This window comes from Comamonas sp. MYb21, assembly GCF_037479395.1.
GTDB lineage: Bacteria > Pseudomonadota > Gammaproteobacteria > Burkholderiales > Burkholderiaceae_C > Comamonas.
In genome coordinates, this window is sequence record NZ_JBBGZC010000005.1 from 231,580 (window position 1) to 246,252 (window position 14,673).

At 60.8% G+C, this 14,673-nt stretch carries 16 protein-coding genes and 2 pseudogenes; 14 read left to right on the top strand and 4 right to left on the bottom strand.

Features of this window, described 5'->3' with window-relative positions:
* Positions 1 to 38 precede the first annotated feature (38 nt).
* From WH367_RS09360 to WH367_RS09375, 4 genes are all read left to right on the top strand, one after another.
* Positions 39 to 875 (top strand): hypothetical protein, encoded by an 837-nt coding sequence (locus tag WH367_RS09360; protein WP_339535705.1) that lies wholly within the window; start codon positions 39 to 41, stop codon positions 873 to 875.
* Between the two features lie 94 nt (positions 876 to 969).
* Positions 970 to 1,380, top strand: coding sequence for a DUF2251 domain-containing protein (locus WH367_RS09365; RefSeq protein ID WP_339535707.1), 411 nt, complete (start codon positions 970 to 972; stop codon positions 1,378 to 1,380).
* A gap of 19 nt (positions 1,381 to 1,399) precedes the next feature.
* Positions 1,400 to 1,732 (top strand): hypothetical protein, encoded by a 333-nt coding sequence (locus WH367_RS09370; RefSeq protein WP_339535709.1) that lies wholly within the window; start codon positions 1,400 to 1,402, stop codon positions 1,730 to 1,732.
* A 94-nt stretch (positions 1,733 to 1,826) separates the two neighbouring features.
* On the top strand, positions 1,827 to 2,114 hold the full coding sequence (locus WH367_RS09375; protein ID WP_116925463.1) for a GNAT family N-acetyltransferase: 288 nt from the start codon (positions 1,827 to 1,829) through the stop codon (positions 2,112 to 2,114).
* A 213-nt stretch (positions 2,115 to 2,327) separates the two neighbouring features.
* Here WH367_RS09375 and WH367_RS09380 read toward each other — a convergent pair whose 3' ends face one another.
* The 4 genes from WH367_RS09380 to WH367_RS09395 all read right to left on the bottom strand — a co-directional run bounded on the left by WH367_RS09380 (position 2,328) and on the right by WH367_RS09395 (position 4,949).
* Positions 2,328 to 2,933 carry a hypothetical protein gene (locus WH367_RS09380; RefSeq protein ID WP_339535712.1) on the bottom strand — a complete coding sequence of 202 codons (606 nt, stop codon included), beginning with the start codon at positions 2,931 to 2,933 and terminating at the stop codon, positions 2,328 to 2,330.
* 171 nt (positions 2,934 to 3,104) lie between these two features.
* Positions 3,105 to 3,320, bottom strand: a complete 216-nt coding sequence (locus WH367_RS09385; protein WP_339535714.1) for a hypothetical protein — start codon at positions 3,318 to 3,320, stop codon at positions 3,105 to 3,107.
* Positions 3,321 to 3,696: 376 nt separating this feature from the next.
* Entirely contained in the window at positions 3,697 to 3,864 is a 168-nt protein-coding gene (locus WH367_RS09390) for a hypothetical protein (protein WP_339535715.1), read from the bottom strand.
* A 251-nt stretch (positions 3,865 to 4,115) separates the two neighbouring features.
* Positions 4,116 to 4,949 carry a LysR family transcriptional regulator gene (locus WH367_RS09395; protein WP_339535717.1) on the bottom strand — a complete coding sequence of 278 codons (834 nt, stop codon included), beginning with the start codon at positions 4,947 to 4,949 and terminating at the stop codon, positions 4,116 to 4,118.
* 129 nt (positions 4,950 to 5,078) lie between these two features.
* On the opposite strand from WH367_RS09395, the gene WH367_RS09400 reads away from it, so the two are divergent.
* The 10 genes and pseudogenes from WH367_RS09400 to WH367_RS09445 all read left to right on the top strand — a co-directional run bounded on the left by WH367_RS09400 (position 5,079) and on the right by WH367_RS09445 (position 14,512).
* Complete coding sequence (locus WH367_RS09400; RefSeq protein ID WP_339535719.1) at positions 5,079 to 5,810, top strand: SDR family oxidoreductase; 732 nt, start codon at positions 5,079 to 5,081, stop codon at positions 5,808 to 5,810.
* A 237-nt stretch (positions 5,811 to 6,047) separates the two neighbouring features.
* Positions 6,048 to 7,010 carry a LysR family transcriptional regulator gene (locus WH367_RS09405; RefSeq protein WP_339535720.1) on the top strand — a complete coding sequence of 321 codons (963 nt, stop codon included), beginning with the start codon at positions 6,048 to 6,050 and terminating at the stop codon, positions 7,008 to 7,010.
* Between the two features lie 116 nt (positions 7,011 to 7,126).
* Positions 7,127 to 8,110, top strand: coding sequence for an aliphatic sulfonate ABC transporter substrate-binding protein (locus WH367_RS09410; RefSeq protein WP_339535722.1), 984 nt, complete (start codon positions 7,127 to 7,129; stop codon positions 8,108 to 8,110).
* Between the two features lie 41 nt (positions 8,111 to 8,151).
* Entirely contained in the window at positions 8,152 to 8,895 is a 744-nt protein-coding gene (locus tag WH367_RS09415) for an ABC transporter permease (protein ID WP_021028878.1), read from the top strand.
* A gap of 20 nt (positions 8,896 to 8,915) precedes the next feature.
* Positions 8,916 to 9,683: an ABC transporter ATP-binding protein gene (locus WH367_RS09420; protein WP_116925529.1), complete on the top strand. Its 768-nt coding sequence runs from the start codon at positions 8,916 to 8,918 to the stop codon at positions 9,681 to 9,683.
* Positions 9,684 to 9,696: 13 nt separating this feature from the next.
* Positions 9,697 to 11,001, top strand: coding sequence for an NAD(P)/FAD-dependent oxidoreductase (locus tag WH367_RS09425; protein WP_339535724.1), 1,305 nt, complete (start codon positions 9,697 to 9,699; stop codon positions 10,999 to 11,001).
* Positions 11,002 to 11,049: 48 nt separating this feature from the next.
* Positions 11,050 to 11,415: a RidA family protein gene (locus WH367_RS09430; protein ID WP_339535726.1), complete on the top strand. Its 366-nt coding sequence runs from the start codon at positions 11,050 to 11,052 to the stop codon at positions 11,413 to 11,415.
* Positions 11,416 to 11,599: 184 nt separating this feature from the next.
* Positions 11,600 to 11,806: pseudogene (locus tag WH367_RS09435) on the top strand (aldo/keto reductase); the annotation flags it as partial.
* 275 nt (positions 11,807 to 12,081) lie between these two features.
* Positions 12,082 to 12,789, top strand: a pseudogene (locus WH367_RS09440) (aldo/keto reductase); the annotation flags it as partial.
* 463 nt (positions 12,790 to 13,252) lie between these two features.
* Positions 13,253 to 14,512 carry a hypothetical protein gene (locus tag WH367_RS09445; RefSeq protein ID WP_339535728.1) on the top strand — a complete coding sequence of 420 codons (1,260 nt, stop codon included), beginning with the start codon at positions 13,253 to 13,255 and terminating at the stop codon, positions 14,510 to 14,512.
* Positions 14,513 to 14,673 lie beyond the last annotated feature (161 nt).

Consider the following 14,673-nt stretch of genomic DNA (forward strand, 5'->3'; position numbering starts at 1 on the left):
GCTACACTGCTCCCGACCTCACTCCCCACCCTTTAGCCTTGGCCCAAGCTCCCCACAACCGCGCCGCCCAGCGCAAGCGCAAGTCCAGCTGGTCATCGCTGCGCATGCCCCAGCACATGGCATCCACCCTGCAGAAAAAACACTGGCTGCGCCTGCATGGCCTGTGCATGGGGCTGCTGGTCTTGCTAGTGATGTGGGCGGTCACGGCAGCGCTGCTCCATTCCGGGGTGACATCGATGGCGCTGCGCTATGCCATCAGCCTGGGCGTGGGCTATGCGGTCTACCTGCTGGTGCTGCGGCTGTGGGCGGCCTACCTGGTGCGTAATGCCTACGAGCGCAAGCGCGAAGACTCCTGGGTCGATGGCATCGACCCGGTGCCCGATCTGCACGTAGGCAAAGGCGTGCCCGATTGGCAGTCAGGCGGGGGCGGCAATTTTGGTGGTGGTGGGGCGTCAGGAGATTGGGCGGATGTGGACCTGTCGTCGACTGCATCCGGTGCTTCCAGCTCCTGGACCGATGCCGTCGATGTGGTCGATATCGGCGGCGGCGATGAGGGCATCATCATCGTGCCCATCCTGGCCGTTTTTGCCGGCCTGCTGCTGGCCTTCTTTGGCTTTGGCGCGCTGCTGTGGCTGTACTTTGGCGTGGATGTGCTCTTGACCGTGGCGGTGGAACTGGCCTTTTCGATGATGACCGCCCGCGCCCTCGTGCGGGTCGAGCGCGCAGGCTGGCTGGCCTCTGCCGTGCGACTGACCTGGAAGCCGCTGCTCGGCGCCCTGGTCTGCGCCGTGGCGCTGGGTGCGCTGGCTGACTGGTGGGTGCCAGAGGCCACCACCTTGCGCGAAGTGATTGCCCATATCCGGGGCACGCGATAACAACCTTGGCCTACCCAGCGCTGCCACAAAGCCGGTTTATGCTGATCCTTTGCTGGCCGCCACGGCTTCCCCCCATCCATGACAAGGACTGTTCATGCCCATCGTCGTTACCGCCCAGAACACCATCCAGATTGGCGCTGCCGAGCCCCTTCAAGGCAATGCGCCCGAAGGCAGCTATGCAGCGGTGTTTGAAGACGATGGCGACACCGCCTACTTCTATGCGCTGGATTTTGCGAACGCCGAGCAACCCATCCAGAACGCGCTGCACATCTACAACGTGGCCGATGTCTCCGACAAGCACCTGCCGTCCGAGGTGACGATTGGCTGGTCCACCGATGGCAGCAAGGTCGTGCTACTGATCAATGGCTACCCGCATGCGGTGTTTGATTTTGCGGCCAAGCATGGCTACTGCCGCACCGCCTTTCCGCCCCCTGATGCAGATTCCGGCTGGAGCGGCCATGACTGGACGGACGACGCCATCGAGCTGTTTGCCACCGAAGCCTGAGACGACGAGGAGCATCGCCATGCACAGCCACCAGTTTGACCATTGGCCCTTTGCCGATGCGCACAATACCGCCAGCTTTTCTACAACCAAGGTGGTACGCGAGCATCTGCCAGTGTTGATGGTCTCGCATGATGCCGATGGGGCTTGGCAATTTCTGGATGCCAGCACCGACGAGCCCGGCGAGGCCCTCCTGGTCTGCATGGCTTGCATCTATGAGCGCGACCAGAGCCTGGCGCAAATCGCAGACCTGCCATTGGGTTGGAGCGCCTGGCGCCAGGAAGTGGGCGGCGCCTGGGAGCGGTTTGAAAACCCGCCTGAGGACGACGACGAAGACGCGGACAGCGCGGATTGAAGCCCAAGGCATCAGCGCCCTGCTCCAAGCCATCTCCACCCCCAGGGCTGCTGCCATCCCTTATTCTTGGGGTTTTGTTCAACCCAAGGCCCGCATGCCCTACACCGTTCAACACGAAGAAGCCGATTCCAAAGGCGCGTTTTTTATCAACCGCGATGCCACACGCGTGGCCGAGATGACCTACAGCCGCACCAATGCCACGATGATCATCATCGACCACACGGAAGTGGATGATTCACTGCGCGGCGAAGGAGCCGGCCGCCAACTGCTCAATGCGCTGGTGGCTTGGGCCCGTGAGACCCACACCAAGGTGCTGCCACTGTGCCCCTTTGCCAAGGCCCAGTTCGCCAAGGATGCGTCGCTGCGCGACGTGCTGTCCTGATACGGCTAGGGCAGAGCGCATCACGACTCTCTGCCCCACATACCCATGCTCAGTGGGTAGCCCAAACTACACGGAAGGCAGCGCCAATGGCTATCCGCTGAGCTGTCCTCAGCCCTTACCTTTAAAGGGCATCTGGAAAATCACTATATCCATATAGCTAGGCCTCGGAGTCTTAGTAAAGGACCGCCTGCATAACTGGATATAAAAGCAGCACTATATTGCTTTCTGGAATTCCAGCTCATAGCTGGGCATTCCAACACCGCCGCCCGCTGCGGATTGCTCAAATCGCAATGTCTGCACATCATCCCGCTTGGCAAATTCTTCCAAGATTAGCGCCATCATAAAAAAAATATGACGCGGCGCTGCCATATATGCCATGCGCTTACGCGCCGGCATGATCGTTCGATGGCCTCCGTTCTTAGCCATAGAGATAGGCCAGTCCTCTTCGAAGATACCCAAAACAGGCAAATGCAAAAAGGGGTCTTCTGAGCGCGGGCCAAAGACAAGATCGGATGAGAATCCTGCAAAAGGCGTTGTGGCATAAAACGCCTTCATCCGGATATCGGAGAAATCCTGACCCATATTATCACTTCGCCAAGATTGAGTGCATAAATAACGTGCATCGCTACCAGCACCTGCAGGAAATTTCAGAAAACGGTATTCCTGTTGCGCAGCGGATATCTTTCTAAAAAATCCTGCGATGCCCATAAGGTCGGAATGGTGCACCACGATCCCAGGCAAGGCAATGTGCCCAACACATCTTTGGCTTAAATTTATCTTTATCAAGGGATAGTTACTTACCATGGCTGGGCGATTCATTAAAAATCAAACTCACGTAGCTTTTCCGCTGAAGATCGGAGCATCACTTCACGATGAAAAATACTGCATCAAATGCATTACCCCGGGAATACAAAGTATCACCCAGACCACGAAAATTAACCATTTCTTGACTTGCATTTTCAACGCAACTACTCTCAACAAGCAGAACCATCACAAACGTAAGTAGAACAACGCCAGCGACATCAAAACCAATGCAACAACGATCTTACCTCTATTTTCATTTGCAGCGTTCGCCACGGATGCCAGATTAGCCACACAAGCTACAGGCGCTAAAAATGAGAATAATGCTGAGCCATAGTATTTATGCTCAAGCCCCTGCACTACGAACAAAATCAATATTGGGGATATAAGCAGGAATTTTTTCATCAGTACCCCTTAGCATCAAACTTGGTGCAGGCTAAATCTTAATTTTGCACCTGATACCCGATCCACCATCTAAACAACAAAACAAGAAAAAAGGAAACAAGCAGATATATGGTCAAGGTCACATTTTTAATAAAAACATCAGATAGCAGAGGATCCGCGAGCCAAATCTTAACGGGGAATACAGAGACAGGAAGCAAATAAAGACAAGTATCGAGCTTTGATTTCTTCAAAAGTGCCCCACAACTGCAACAGTTTTTCATAGCGCTAAAAATCGCTTTCCAGAACAGGGGTTCTCCGCAATTTTCACATCTACCTCTCATACTGCCTCCTGAGCTTTTTGTGCTTTTTTAATCCAAATAGCTGCTAGCGTCATTAATTATATTAAAAAACCAGCAGCAACTCCTAAAGAAAAGAACGGGAAAATTGCGCCGTCCAGCAGAAAATACTTTAGCTTATCCTCATCAACCCGTCTAAGCCATTGCACCTCGATCAAGGCCAGCACCATTCCAATACCGAATGCCTTGAATATATTCAGCGCTGGCAAGGAAGCTATAAATCTTATAAAAAAGCAGGTGCATAATCCAAGCAAAACGGCGAGCAAGGGGAAGAAAATTGAATTGAATCTGTGCATGACGGGCGGCCCTGGCTGCATTACGCGCTTCCCCAATAATGGAAAAGCCGCGACGCCCTGCACTATTACATAGATTGCAGGGCCATCGCCTCATAAAGCCCTGAAGAACATCAGCGCTCAAGCACTCAGTCAACGCGGCTCTTTCCCTCGCAGCAGCGAATAGCTTAGAACGAGGGCTTCGCTCCCATCCCCAACACCCCATCCCGCAACTGCGCCAGCGCCCCATTGCCCAGCGCTTGCGCGTTGTAGCACAGCCCAATGCGGCGTTTCAGTTCCACCTCCAGCGGCTGGGTCTGCACGCCCGGCATTGCTTGCGCGAGGGATTCAGGCACGATGGCCCGGCCCACACCGGCAGCCACCAGGTCCAGCGCCAGCGAGAAATTGCCGGCCAGCGCGGCGGGGGTGTCGGCGCGGCTGCCGTAGAGGGGCACCAGGCGTTGGTGGCTGGCGTGGCTGGGGCAGACGATCCAGTCGGTGGCGAGGTCTTGTGGGGTGCCCGCTGCGTGGTCTGGTGGCAGCGCTTGGGCGGGCAGGGCCAGCACATAGCGCTCGCTGAGCAGCGGTAAAAACAGCTCGTCCTCGCAGCGCAGCTCTTCGCTGGCCAGGCGCGCATCGCCCTCGCATTGCGCCAGCAGGTGCAGCTGCAGGCCGGGCACGCAAGCCCGGGCGGTGGCGGCCAAGTGCTGCACGGTGCTGCGGGCCACATCTTCTTCCACGCCAATGGTCAGGCGCGCACGCGCGCCGCGCTGGCGAAAGCGCTGGGCCAGGTCGTCGGCCTCGGCCACCATGCGGCGCAGCTGGGGGTAGAGCGCGCGGGCATCGTCGGTCACCTCCACCCCCCGCGCCTTGCGCACAAACAGCGCCGTGCCCAGGGCCTCTTCCAGCAGGCGGATGCTGCCTGACAGCGCCGGCTGGCTCAGGTGCAAGCGCTGCGCGGCAGCGGTGATATTGCGCTCTTCAAAGACGGCGACAAAGGCGCGGAACTGGCGGTAATCCATCACAAGCCATAAGCAAAACGTATGAATGAAAGAAGAATAAACCATTTTTCAAACGCCATACACTCGATCTACACTAAATTCTCTACTGATTCATCAGAAAAATCTATTTCTTTAGAAAGCCACAACACCATGCAAAACCGCCAACCCCTGATCGTCATCACCGGTGCCAGCTCGGGCATTGGCCTGGCTACCGCCCAGCTGTTTTCGTCGCTGGGCCACCCGCTGCTGCTGCTGGCGCGCCGGCTCGAGCCCATGCAGGCGCTGAACCTGCCCGACACGCTGGCAATCTCTGTCGACGTGACCGACCGCGCCGCACTGGCCGCCGCCGTGCAACAAGGCGAAGCCCGCTTTGGCCCGGCCGATGCCATCGTCAACAATGCCGGCGTCATGCTGCTGGGCGAGATCACGCGCCAGGACCCGGACCAGTGGGACCGCATGCTCGACGTGAATGTCAAAGGCGTGCTCAACGGCGTGCATGCCGTTGCCGCCGGCATGGTGCAGCGCCAACGCGGCAGCATCATCAATGTGAGCTCGGTCGCGGGCCGCAAGACCTTCCCCAACCATGTCGCCTATGTCGGCACCAAGTTTGCCGTGCATGGCCTGACGGAGAACCTGCGCGAGGAACTCGCCGCCCACCATGTGCGCGTGACCACCATCGCCCCCGGCGCGGTGGAGACCGAGCTGCTCGGCCACACCACGGATGCGGCCATCAAGTCCGGCTATGAGGACTGGAAAACTGCCATGGGCGGCAAGGTGCTGGCGGCCCAGGATGTGGCCAACGCCATCCACTACGCCTATGCGCAGCCGGCCGGCGTCTGCATTCGCGAAATCGTGCTGGCCGCAACGCGCCAGCAAGCCTAAAAGCACCGGCTTTATCCCGGCCACAGCCTCCATCGCCGCCAGCAGGTTGCGGCCTTGGAGGCTTTTTTGCGGACGACTGAAGATGCCCCACCCAAGCGAAACTGATCCTAAGTATTAGTTTTAATTAATTTGTTATCAAAATCTCCGCTTAATAGCTAGTATTTGTAGAAATACTAATACTTAAAAATCTACTGAAAAGTGCCCCAGGCACTGCAGTGGATCCACAACGGAGACGACATGAAGACAACCTCGGGTCTCGATGTCCGCGCCTTGAAGATTTTCGAGGCCGTGGCGTCTTCGGGCAGCCTGTCCAAGGGCGCAGCAACGCTGGGGGTCACGCAATCGGCGGTGTCGCAAACGATCACGCAGATCGAGGCGATCTTGCAGACGCAGGTGTTTGACCGCTCGCAGCGGCCGTTCAAGCTCACGCCGGCAGGCATTGCACTCAGCCGCCGGGCCGGGCAGATTGTGGAAGACATGGAGCGGCTGGTGGTGCATGTGCGCGATGCCGACCTGGCCAGCCGCCCGGCCATCCGCGTCGGCATGATCGACTCCTTTGCCGCCACCGCAGGGCCGGCCATCGTCAAGAAGGTCACCGAGTCGGCCAGCCAGCTGCTGCTCTGGTCCGGCCTGGCCAACAGCCATGCGACGGCGCTGATGAAGCGCCAGCTCGACCTCATCGTCACCACCGACACGCTCGACGACATCGACCATATCGTGCGCCGCTCGATCTTCTCCGAGCCCTTTATCGCGGTGATCCCCAAGGTGCGCGAGAAAGAGTTCAAGAACGCCGACCTCACCACCTTGATCGAGAAGATGCCGCTGATCCGCTTCAGCGCCCGCTCGCACTTTGGTGCGCTGATCGAGCGCCACCTGCGCCGCCAGGGCTTCAGCCCGCGCCCCTATCTGGAGATCGACACCTCCGACGTGGTCATGGCCATGGTCGCCGCCGACCTGGGCTGGACCGTCACCACCCCCATCTGCCTGCTGCAGGGCCGCACCTACAGCGGGCAGATCACCGCCATTCCGCTGCCCGGCGCCAGCCTGCACCGCACCATCTACCAGCTCTCCCGCGAGGGGGAGTATGTGGAGATGGCCGAGAACTGCTTCCAAGTGAGCAGAAGCGTCATGGAAAACGACATCTTTCCCGATGTACGCCAACTGATCCCCTGGCTCAGAAGCGGGATCGCGCTGAGCTAGCCAGCCCTTGCACAAGCTGCTCTCCATGGCTGGGATGCCGCCGCATCCGTGCCAGGGGAGCGCCTTGTCCAGCGATTGGCCAGCTCTTGAAAAACAGGCAATCCAAGGAGACAAATATGACCCTCAGCCGCCGTTCCTTTATCCAACAAAGCGCCGCCGCCTCATTGGCCGGTGCGCTGTCGCTGCCCAGCTGGGCGGCCGATGCGACCGTCAAATACGGGGGCTCGCCCTGGCTGGGCCACTACCCCGCCCACCTGGCGATGGCCGAGGGCTATTTGAAGGAGGTAGGCATCAACCAGGACTGGCAGTCCTTTGCTACCTCGTCGGCCCGCATGAGTGCCTTCATGTCCGGCGGCGTCGATATTGGCTGCGCTGGCATTGTTTCGGCACTGGCGCTGATGTCGCGCGGCGCCAAGCAGTTCGCGATCATTGCGATCCCAGAAAACTTTGGCCGCGTCGAAGGCCTGGTCGCCCGCAAAGGCATCGAGACCGTGGCTGACCTCAAAGGCAAGAAGATCGGCGTGACTTTCGCATCCAGCACCCATTTGCTGGTGCTCGATGTGCTGGAGCAGGCGGGCATCAAACCGGGCGAAGCCGATGTGCTCAACATCCCCGGCCCGGAGCTGCATGGCGCGATCAAGACCGGCCAGATCGATGCGGCCGCCGCCTGGACCCCGCACTTTGACAACATCCTGCGCGAGCCCGGCGTCAAGCTCTTGGCCGATGACTCGCAGTTCAGCCTCTACAAGTCCTTCAAGGTCACGCCCGGCCCCGATGTGCTGCTGGTGCGCCGCGAGTTTGCCGCCCAAAACCGCGAGCTGGTCAAGCGCTACCTGTCGGCCTACTTCAAGGCCAGCGATCTGCTGCGCGAGCAGCCCGAGAAGGCCTCGCAGGCGCTGCTCAAGTTCACCGGCCTCACCATGAAGGAGCAGATGTCGGCCGTCACCGGCTCGGACTGGTACCCGCAAGCCCAGCAAAAAGAGCTGCTCACCGGCGAGTTTGTGCAAGGCCTGCAAAAGCTCGCCGAGATGCTGGTCAAGCACAAGCAGATCGACAAGGCCCCGGTCGTCAAAGACTGGATCGATGCCTCCTTTGTCTGAAGGCCGGAGCACACCCCGTGATTGCCAAACCCCCTTCATCCATGGCACTGGCCGCCACCAGTGCGGCCTCCGTGCTGCTGTTCATCGCCGTCTGGGAGGCCGTGTGCCGCGCAGGCCTGGTCGACCCCATCTTTCTGCCCCCGCCCAGCGCCGCGCTGGGCAAGGCCGCCGCCATGCTGGGCGACGGCACCTTCTGGCCCCACATCCTGGCGTCCGCACGCCGGGTGATGATCGGCTTTTTGGCGGCCACCGCCGTCGCCATTCCGCTGGGCATTTTTCTGGGCACCTCGTCGTACGCCCGGGCGGCCTTTGACCCCATCCTGTCGTTTCTGCGCCCGCTGCCGTCGATGAGCTGGATCCCGCTGTCGCTTTTGTGGTTCGGCATCACCGAGACGCAAAAGTACAGCATCGTCTTCATGGGCTGCTTTGCGCCAGCGATGGTCTATGTGATCGAGGCCACGCGCAATGTCGATCCGCTCCTGGTGCGCGCCGCGCAAAACCTGGGCGCCAACCGCTGGCAGGTGATGAAGGAGGTGATCCTGCCCGGCAGCCTGTCGCAGATCCTGAGCGGCTTCAAAGTGATCCTGGGCCTGGCCTGGACCTGCGTGATTGCCGCCGAACTGGTGGCCGCGCGCGAAGGCCTGGGCTTTCTCATCATGAACGGCAAGGAATTTTTCCAGACCGAGGTGGTCGTGCTGGGCATGGTGCTCATCAGCACCACGGTGCTGATCACCGACTTTTTCTTCCGACTGATTGAAAACTGGGTACTGAGGTGGAAACAATGAACGCGCAACACAAAGGCCCGATGATCTCCATCCAGGGGATCGCCAAGCACTACGGGGATTTCAAGGCGCTCGAGCGCGTCGATCTGGAGATTGAAAAGGGCGAGTTTGTGGTGCTGCTGGGCGCCTCGGGCTGCGGCAAATCCACCTTGCTCAACCTGGTCACCGGTTTTGACAAGCCCACGGCTGGGCGCATTGTCGTCAACGGCCGCGAGGTCAACAAGGTCGATCCGCACTGCGGCATGGTGTTCCAGCAGTACGCGCTCTTTCCCTGGCTCACGGTGCTCGACAACGTCGCCTTTGGCCTCAAGATGAAGGGCATTGCCAAGGCCGAGCGCCTGCAGGTGGCGCGCCGCTTTATCGACATGGTGGGCCTGCAGGGCTTTGAGGACAAGTACCCCAATGCCTTGTCGGGCGGCATGCGCCAGCGCGTCTCCATCGCCCGCGTGCTCGCCAATGACCCGGACGTGATCCTGCTCGACGAGCCCTTTGCCGCGCTGGATGCGATGACGCGCCAGGTGCTGCAGGACGAGTTGCTGCAGATCTACGAAAAGAGCAAGAAGACCATCATCTTCATCACCCACTCCATCGACGAGGCGCTGCTGCTGTCCACCCGCATGCTGATCATGAGCGCGCGGCCCGGCCGCGTGGTGACCGACATCCGCAACGACCTGCCCATGCCGCGCAATGCGCAGGTGCAGCTCTCGCCGCGCTACAACGAACTCAAGGGCCAGATCTGGGACACCGTGCAGTCCGAGGTCATGCGCAGCCTGCAGGCCACCCGCCACTAACCACCACCACCCCATGTCCAAGCAACCTACTTTCCCGAGCTACCAAGCGGGCTCGGGCTGGAATACCTTGCTCTCCAAAAGGCAAGCCAAGACCCAGGCGCCCAGCGAGCGGCACTTTGATGCCATCGTCATCGGCGCCGGCGTCACCGGCCTGGCCGCCGCCCGGCGCATCGCCGAGCTCGAGCCCCAGGCGCGCGTGCTGCTGGTCGATGCCAGCACCGTGGGCGACGGCTCCTCGGGCCGCAACTCGGGATTTTTGATCAACCTGCCGCACAACACCGGCATGTCCGGCCACGGCAGCCCGATCGAGGTGGCGCGCAAGCAGATAGCGCTCTACAACACGGGTCTGGCCTGGCTCAAATCGCTGATCGACCAGCACCAGATCGACTGCGGCTGGAACCCCGTGGGCAAGTACCACGCAGCCGCCACGCCCGACGGCGCAGCGCGCCTCAAAAGCACGCTCCAGCAGTACCAGGACTGGGGCGTGGCCTACACCGAGCTGGGGCGCGATGCCTTGCAGCAGCAGCTGGGCACCACGCACTACCACTACGGCTACCACTCGGACAACAACGTCTTTGTGCAGCCCGCCGCCCTGGTGCGCGGCCTGGCCGACAGCCTGCCCGCCAATGTGCAGCTCTGGGAGGGCGAGCCCGTGCTGTCGCTCACGGAAGGCAAGCCCCACCGCGTGCGCACCGCCACGGCCGAGCTGAGCGCCCCGCGCATCGTCATCGCCAACAACGGCTTTGCCCGCAAGCTCGGCTTTGCGCGGGACCGCGTGTTCACCATCTACACCTACGCGGGCCTCACCGAGCAATTGGACGACGAGGAACTGCACAAACTGGGCCCCGCGCCGGAATGGGGCGTGATCCCCGCCAACCGCCTGGGCACCACCTTGCGCAAGGTCGCGGGCGGGCGCTTTATGGTGCGCAGCTCGTACTCGTACGACAGCGAAGAGCCGCTCGCCCAGGTGCGCCAAGCGCTGCAGGGCTGCTACCAGATGCGCTACCCGCAGATGCGCACGCATGCGCTGCCGCTGGTCTGGGGCGGTGTCACCGCCCTCACCCGCAACGGCGCGCTCTACTTTGGCCAGGTGGGCGATGGCCTCTACATCTCCATCGGCTGCAATGGCGCGGGCATGCTCAAGGGCAGCATGTTCGGCAAGCTGCTCGGCGAGATGGCCTGCGGCCAGCAGTCGCCCCAGCTGGCCGATGCGCTGGGCTTTGAGCGCCCCAGTTGGCTGCCGCCCGAGCCGCTGCGCCGCATTGCCGTGGTCAGCACCATCCAGTACCAGAAATACAAGGCCGGCATTGAGCGCTGATGCGCGCTGATGAATGCCAGCTTGCGCCATCACCCAGGAGAACAGCAGATGACTACCACCAACACCATCACCCGCATCGGCGGCAACCACCGCATGTCCCAGGTCGTGCGCCACGACCACACCTTGTACCTGGCCGGCCAGGTCGCTGACCAGGTCGATGCCGGCATCAGCGGCCAGACCGAAGAGGTGCTCGCCAAGATTGACCGCCTGCTGGCCGAGCATGGCAGCCACAAGGAGCGCATCCTGAGCTGCCAGATCTACCTGGCCGATATGCGCCATTTCGCCGAGATGAATGCGGTCTGGGACCAGTGGGTCGCCGCTGGCCATGCACCGGCCCGCGCGACGGTGGAAGCGCGCCTGGCCAGCCCGGCCAAGCTGATTGAAATTTGCGTGGTGGCCAGCACGGCCGCTTGATACCGCCGGCATGGCGCCCGCCATTGATGAGCCCCGCTCATGATGGCGTGCCATGCTGACCATCTAGTCATCACGGGGCTACATACCTACATTGATAGGCATGAACTCTGCTACCCACACCCCCATCCCCACCCGCCCACTCGGCCGCAGCGGCCTGCAGGTCTCCGCCCTCGGCCTGGGCTGCATGGGCCTGAGCTTTGGCTATGGCCCGGGGCTCAGCCGCAGCGCAGGCGTGCAGCTGATCCGCGATGCCGCAGCGCGTGGCGTCACCTTTTTTGACACGGCCGAGGCCTATGGGGCCTTGAACGAAGAGATGGTTGGCGAAGCGCTGGCGCCGGTGCGCAACCAGGTGGTGATTGCCACCAAGTTTGGCTTCAAGGATGGTGACTCTAAGAACCTGTTCAAAGTCTCCTCGCGCCGCGACAGTGTCTTTGCGGGATGGGATGCGAGGCGCAATACCGCAGCAATAGCCCAGCTATTGCGAAGATTTGCAACGACGCAGACCGGCCGCAAAGCCACTGTCCCTACGGGTTGGAGTGAAATCGGGCGATTTCTGCGCGCTGGCCCTTGCTTGCACCCCGGTGCAAGCTGCGCTCCATCCCTTCGAACTCATCCCGATTGCACTCCAACGCGGCTGCGTAGAGACTTTGAACAGGTTCTAAGGCTGGTCTCGACAGCCGGCCCGAGCGCATCCGAGCGGTGGTCCATACCTCGCTGCAGCGCCTGCGCACGGACCATATCGACCTGCTCTACCAGCACCGCGTCGATCCTGCCGTGCCGATGGAAGAGGTAGCCGGTGCCGTCAAAGAGCTGATTGCTGAGGGCAAGGTCCGCTACTTTGGCCTGTCCGAAGCGGGCGTCGATTCGATCCGCCGCGCCCATGCGGTGCAGCCAGTGGCAGCCTTGCAAAGCGAGTATTCGCTGTGGTGGCGCGAGCCCGAGCAGGCCACCTTGCCGCTGCTTGAAGAGCTGGGCATTGGCTTGGTGCCTTTCAGCCCGCTGGGCAAGGGCTTTTTGACCGGAGCGATCCAGGCAGACACCGCTTTTGCCCAGGATGATTTTCGCCATATCGTGCCGCGCTTTAGCACCGAGGCGCGCCAGGCCAACCAGGCGCTGGTCGATGCGCTGGGCAGCATGGCCCAGGCCAAGGGCATCACCTTGGCGCAAGTGGCACTTGCCTGGCTGCTGGCCCGCAAGCCCTGGATAGTGCCCATCCCCGGCACCACCAAGCTGCACCGGCTGGAGGAAAACCTGGCCGCGACCCAGGTGGTTCTGGACAGCGGCGACCTGCAGCGCATCAGCGAAGCCCTGGACCGCATTGCGATTGAAGGCGCCCGCTACCCCGCCCATCTGGCCAGCCGGGTCAGCCGCTGAGGCCTGCGGCCATCGCCCCCACTGGCGCGTGCAGGTGCAACACCCCAGGGGCCCATGCCAGCGCTGCGCTCAGGCGGCCATCAACAGCCATATGCAGCGAGCCACCCAGATAAACACCGCCCATCCATGGGCGGAATGTGCTGCAGCCAGCATTGCGCACCCTCTTCAGGTCAAAAACGACGACTTCCTCTCTCGCCTTGCGAATCAAATGCGCAGGCATTGCAATGCGTTGCAACCCCATTTTCATGACCTATATCAAGAATATTTGATAGCAAGATTTTGACAATGTTTGACAAAAGTGAATAATCACATGCATTCAGAAAATTGACTCCAGACATATACACAAGTCCTTGTTTTTATAAGGTATTTCTAACGCCATAAGTTTGGTATAGTAATTTTTTCATCTCTTATAACTATGATAAAAAACCTCATCATAAATTTAAATACTAAATGAGGTGAGAGCATGAAACTAGGAAAACTGTTGGCGGGGATGGTGGTTGCCGTGCCGGCGATCGTGCTGGCGCAGGCCAATATTGAAAATGGCACCTTGCGGGTGGGAGTGCGCAACGATGGCTCGCTGATGCCCCAGGAAATATCGCCGCTGACGGGCATTACCTATTTGACGAGTGGTGCCGATGGGCTGACACCAGGGTGCTTCTGCGAGGCCTGGGGCGTTGCCGATGCCCTGAGCAATACGTCGGGCTATACCGGCGCCGATGTCGGTATTCAAGGGATTACGTCAGAGTCTTTCAGCGCTACGGCCACCACCGCTACCGCCGTGGCCAATGCCTTCAATACCTTCCGCGTGACCCATGCTTTTGCGCCTTCTTCGGCCACCAGCAATATTTACGAAGTCAAGGTCACGATCGAGAACATCTCGTCCGCACCAGTCGAAGCCCTGTATGGCCGCGCAATGGACTGGGATGTGTTCCCCACCCAGTTCAGCGAATACACGACCATCCAGCGCGGCAGCAGCACGGCGCTGGTCTTCTCCAGCGACAACGGTTTTCACAACGCAGACCCTTTGAACCCCGACGCTGGCATTCTGTTTACCAACCAGGATATTGAGGACAGTGGCCCCGAGGACCACGGCGCGCACTTCCGCTTCAACTTTGGCACCATTGCTCCCGGCGCCAAGGTGGAGTTCACCATTGGCTATGGCGCAGCGGGCAACCAGGTCGATGCGCTGGCAGCCTTGGCCGCCTTTGGCGCCGAGGCCTATTCGCTGGGCAAACCTAGCCAGAATCCGCCCGGAACCCCCAGCACCGATGGCACGCCCAACACCTTTATCTTTGCCTTCAAGGGCATTGGCGGGGTGCAGCTGATTGGGGTGGACGCCGTCAATGACACCGCTCCCGCCATCACCCGCCCCAGCAGTGGCACGGTCACCGCCGTCAATGTGCTGGCCAATGACACGGTCGATGCGGCACCTGCCACCACCAGCAACGTGGCCCTGACGCCCGTGGGCACCTGGCCCACCGGCATCACCGTCACGCCCGATGGCAATGTGCTGATTGGCGCGGCCGCCACGCCCGGTGCCTACACGGTGAGCTACCAGATCTGCAGCACCGTGCAGGCCACGCAATGCGATACGGCCACCGTCACCTTGGAGGTGACTGCACCCGTGGTCGTCGTGCCCAAGGCCGTGCCGGTCGGCCACCCGCTGGCGCTGGCGGGCCTGGGTTTGCTGCTGGTCGGCCTTGCCCGCCGAAAGCTGGTCTGAGCCTGCGGCGCGTCGCGGCCTAACAAGACCCCAGGGTGCGCTGCACGGCCACCCTGCCCTATCGATATCGATGCCCCGTGGCCTGCGCCCGGGGCATTTTTATTGCTGGTGCCCAGTGCGCCGCCGCCGCTGCTGCACCCTGGCGCGGGCACAAAAAAGCC

Bases quoted from the DNA above. Each gene is read 5' to 3' on its own strand.
- WH367_RS09380 (WP_339535712.1), bottom strand. From the start codon at position 2,933: ATGAATCGCCCAGCCATGGTAAGTAACTATCCCTTGATAAAGATAAAT.
- WH367_RS09365 (WP_339535707.1), top strand. From the start codon at position 970: ATGCCCATCGTCGTTACCGCCCAGAACACCATCCAGATTGGCGCTGCC.
- WH367_RS09425 (WP_339535724.1), top strand. From the start codon at position 9,697: ATGTCCAAGCAACCTACTTTCCCGAGCTACCAAGCGGGCTCGGGCTGG.
- WH367_RS09430 (WP_339535726.1), top strand. From the start codon at position 11,050: ATGACTACCACCAACACCATCACCCGCATCGGCGGCAACCACCGCATG.
- WH367_RS09405 (WP_339535720.1), top strand. From the start codon at position 6,048: ATGAAGACAACCTCGGGTCTCGATGTCCGCGCCTTGAAGATTTTCGAG.
- WH367_RS09415 (WP_021028878.1), top strand. From the start codon at position 8,152: ATGGCACTGGCCGCCACCAGTGCGGCCTCCGTGCTGCTGTTCATCGCC.
- WH367_RS09395 (WP_339535717.1), bottom strand. From the start codon at position 4,949: ATGGATTACCGCCAGTTCCGCGCCTTTGTCGCCGTCTTTGAAGAGCGC.
- WH367_RS09410 (WP_339535722.1), top strand. From the start codon at position 7,127: ATGACCCTCAGCCGCCGTTCCTTTATCCAACAAAGCGCCGCCGCCTCA.
- WH367_RS09385 (WP_339535714.1), bottom strand. From the start codon at position 3,320: ATGAAAAAATTCCTGCTTATATCCCCAATATTGATTTTGTTCGTAGTG.
- WH367_RS09400 (WP_339535719.1), top strand. From the start codon at position 5,079: ATGCAAAACCGCCAACCCCTGATCGTCATCACCGGTGCCAGCTCGGGC.
- WH367_RS09370 (WP_339535709.1), top strand. From the start codon at position 1,400: ATGCACAGCCACCAGTTTGACCATTGGCCCTTTGCCGATGCGCACAAT.
- WH367_RS09445 (WP_339535728.1), top strand. From the start codon at position 13,253: ATGAAACTAGGAAAACTGTTGGCGGGGATGGTGGTTGCCGTGCCGGCG.
- WH367_RS09420 (WP_116925529.1), top strand. From the start codon at position 8,916: ATGATCTCCATCCAGGGGATCGCCAAGCACTACGGGGATTTCAAGGCG.
- WH367_RS09375 (WP_116925463.1), top strand. From the start codon at position 1,827: ATGCCCTACACCGTTCAACACGAAGAAGCCGATTCCAAAGGCGCGTTT.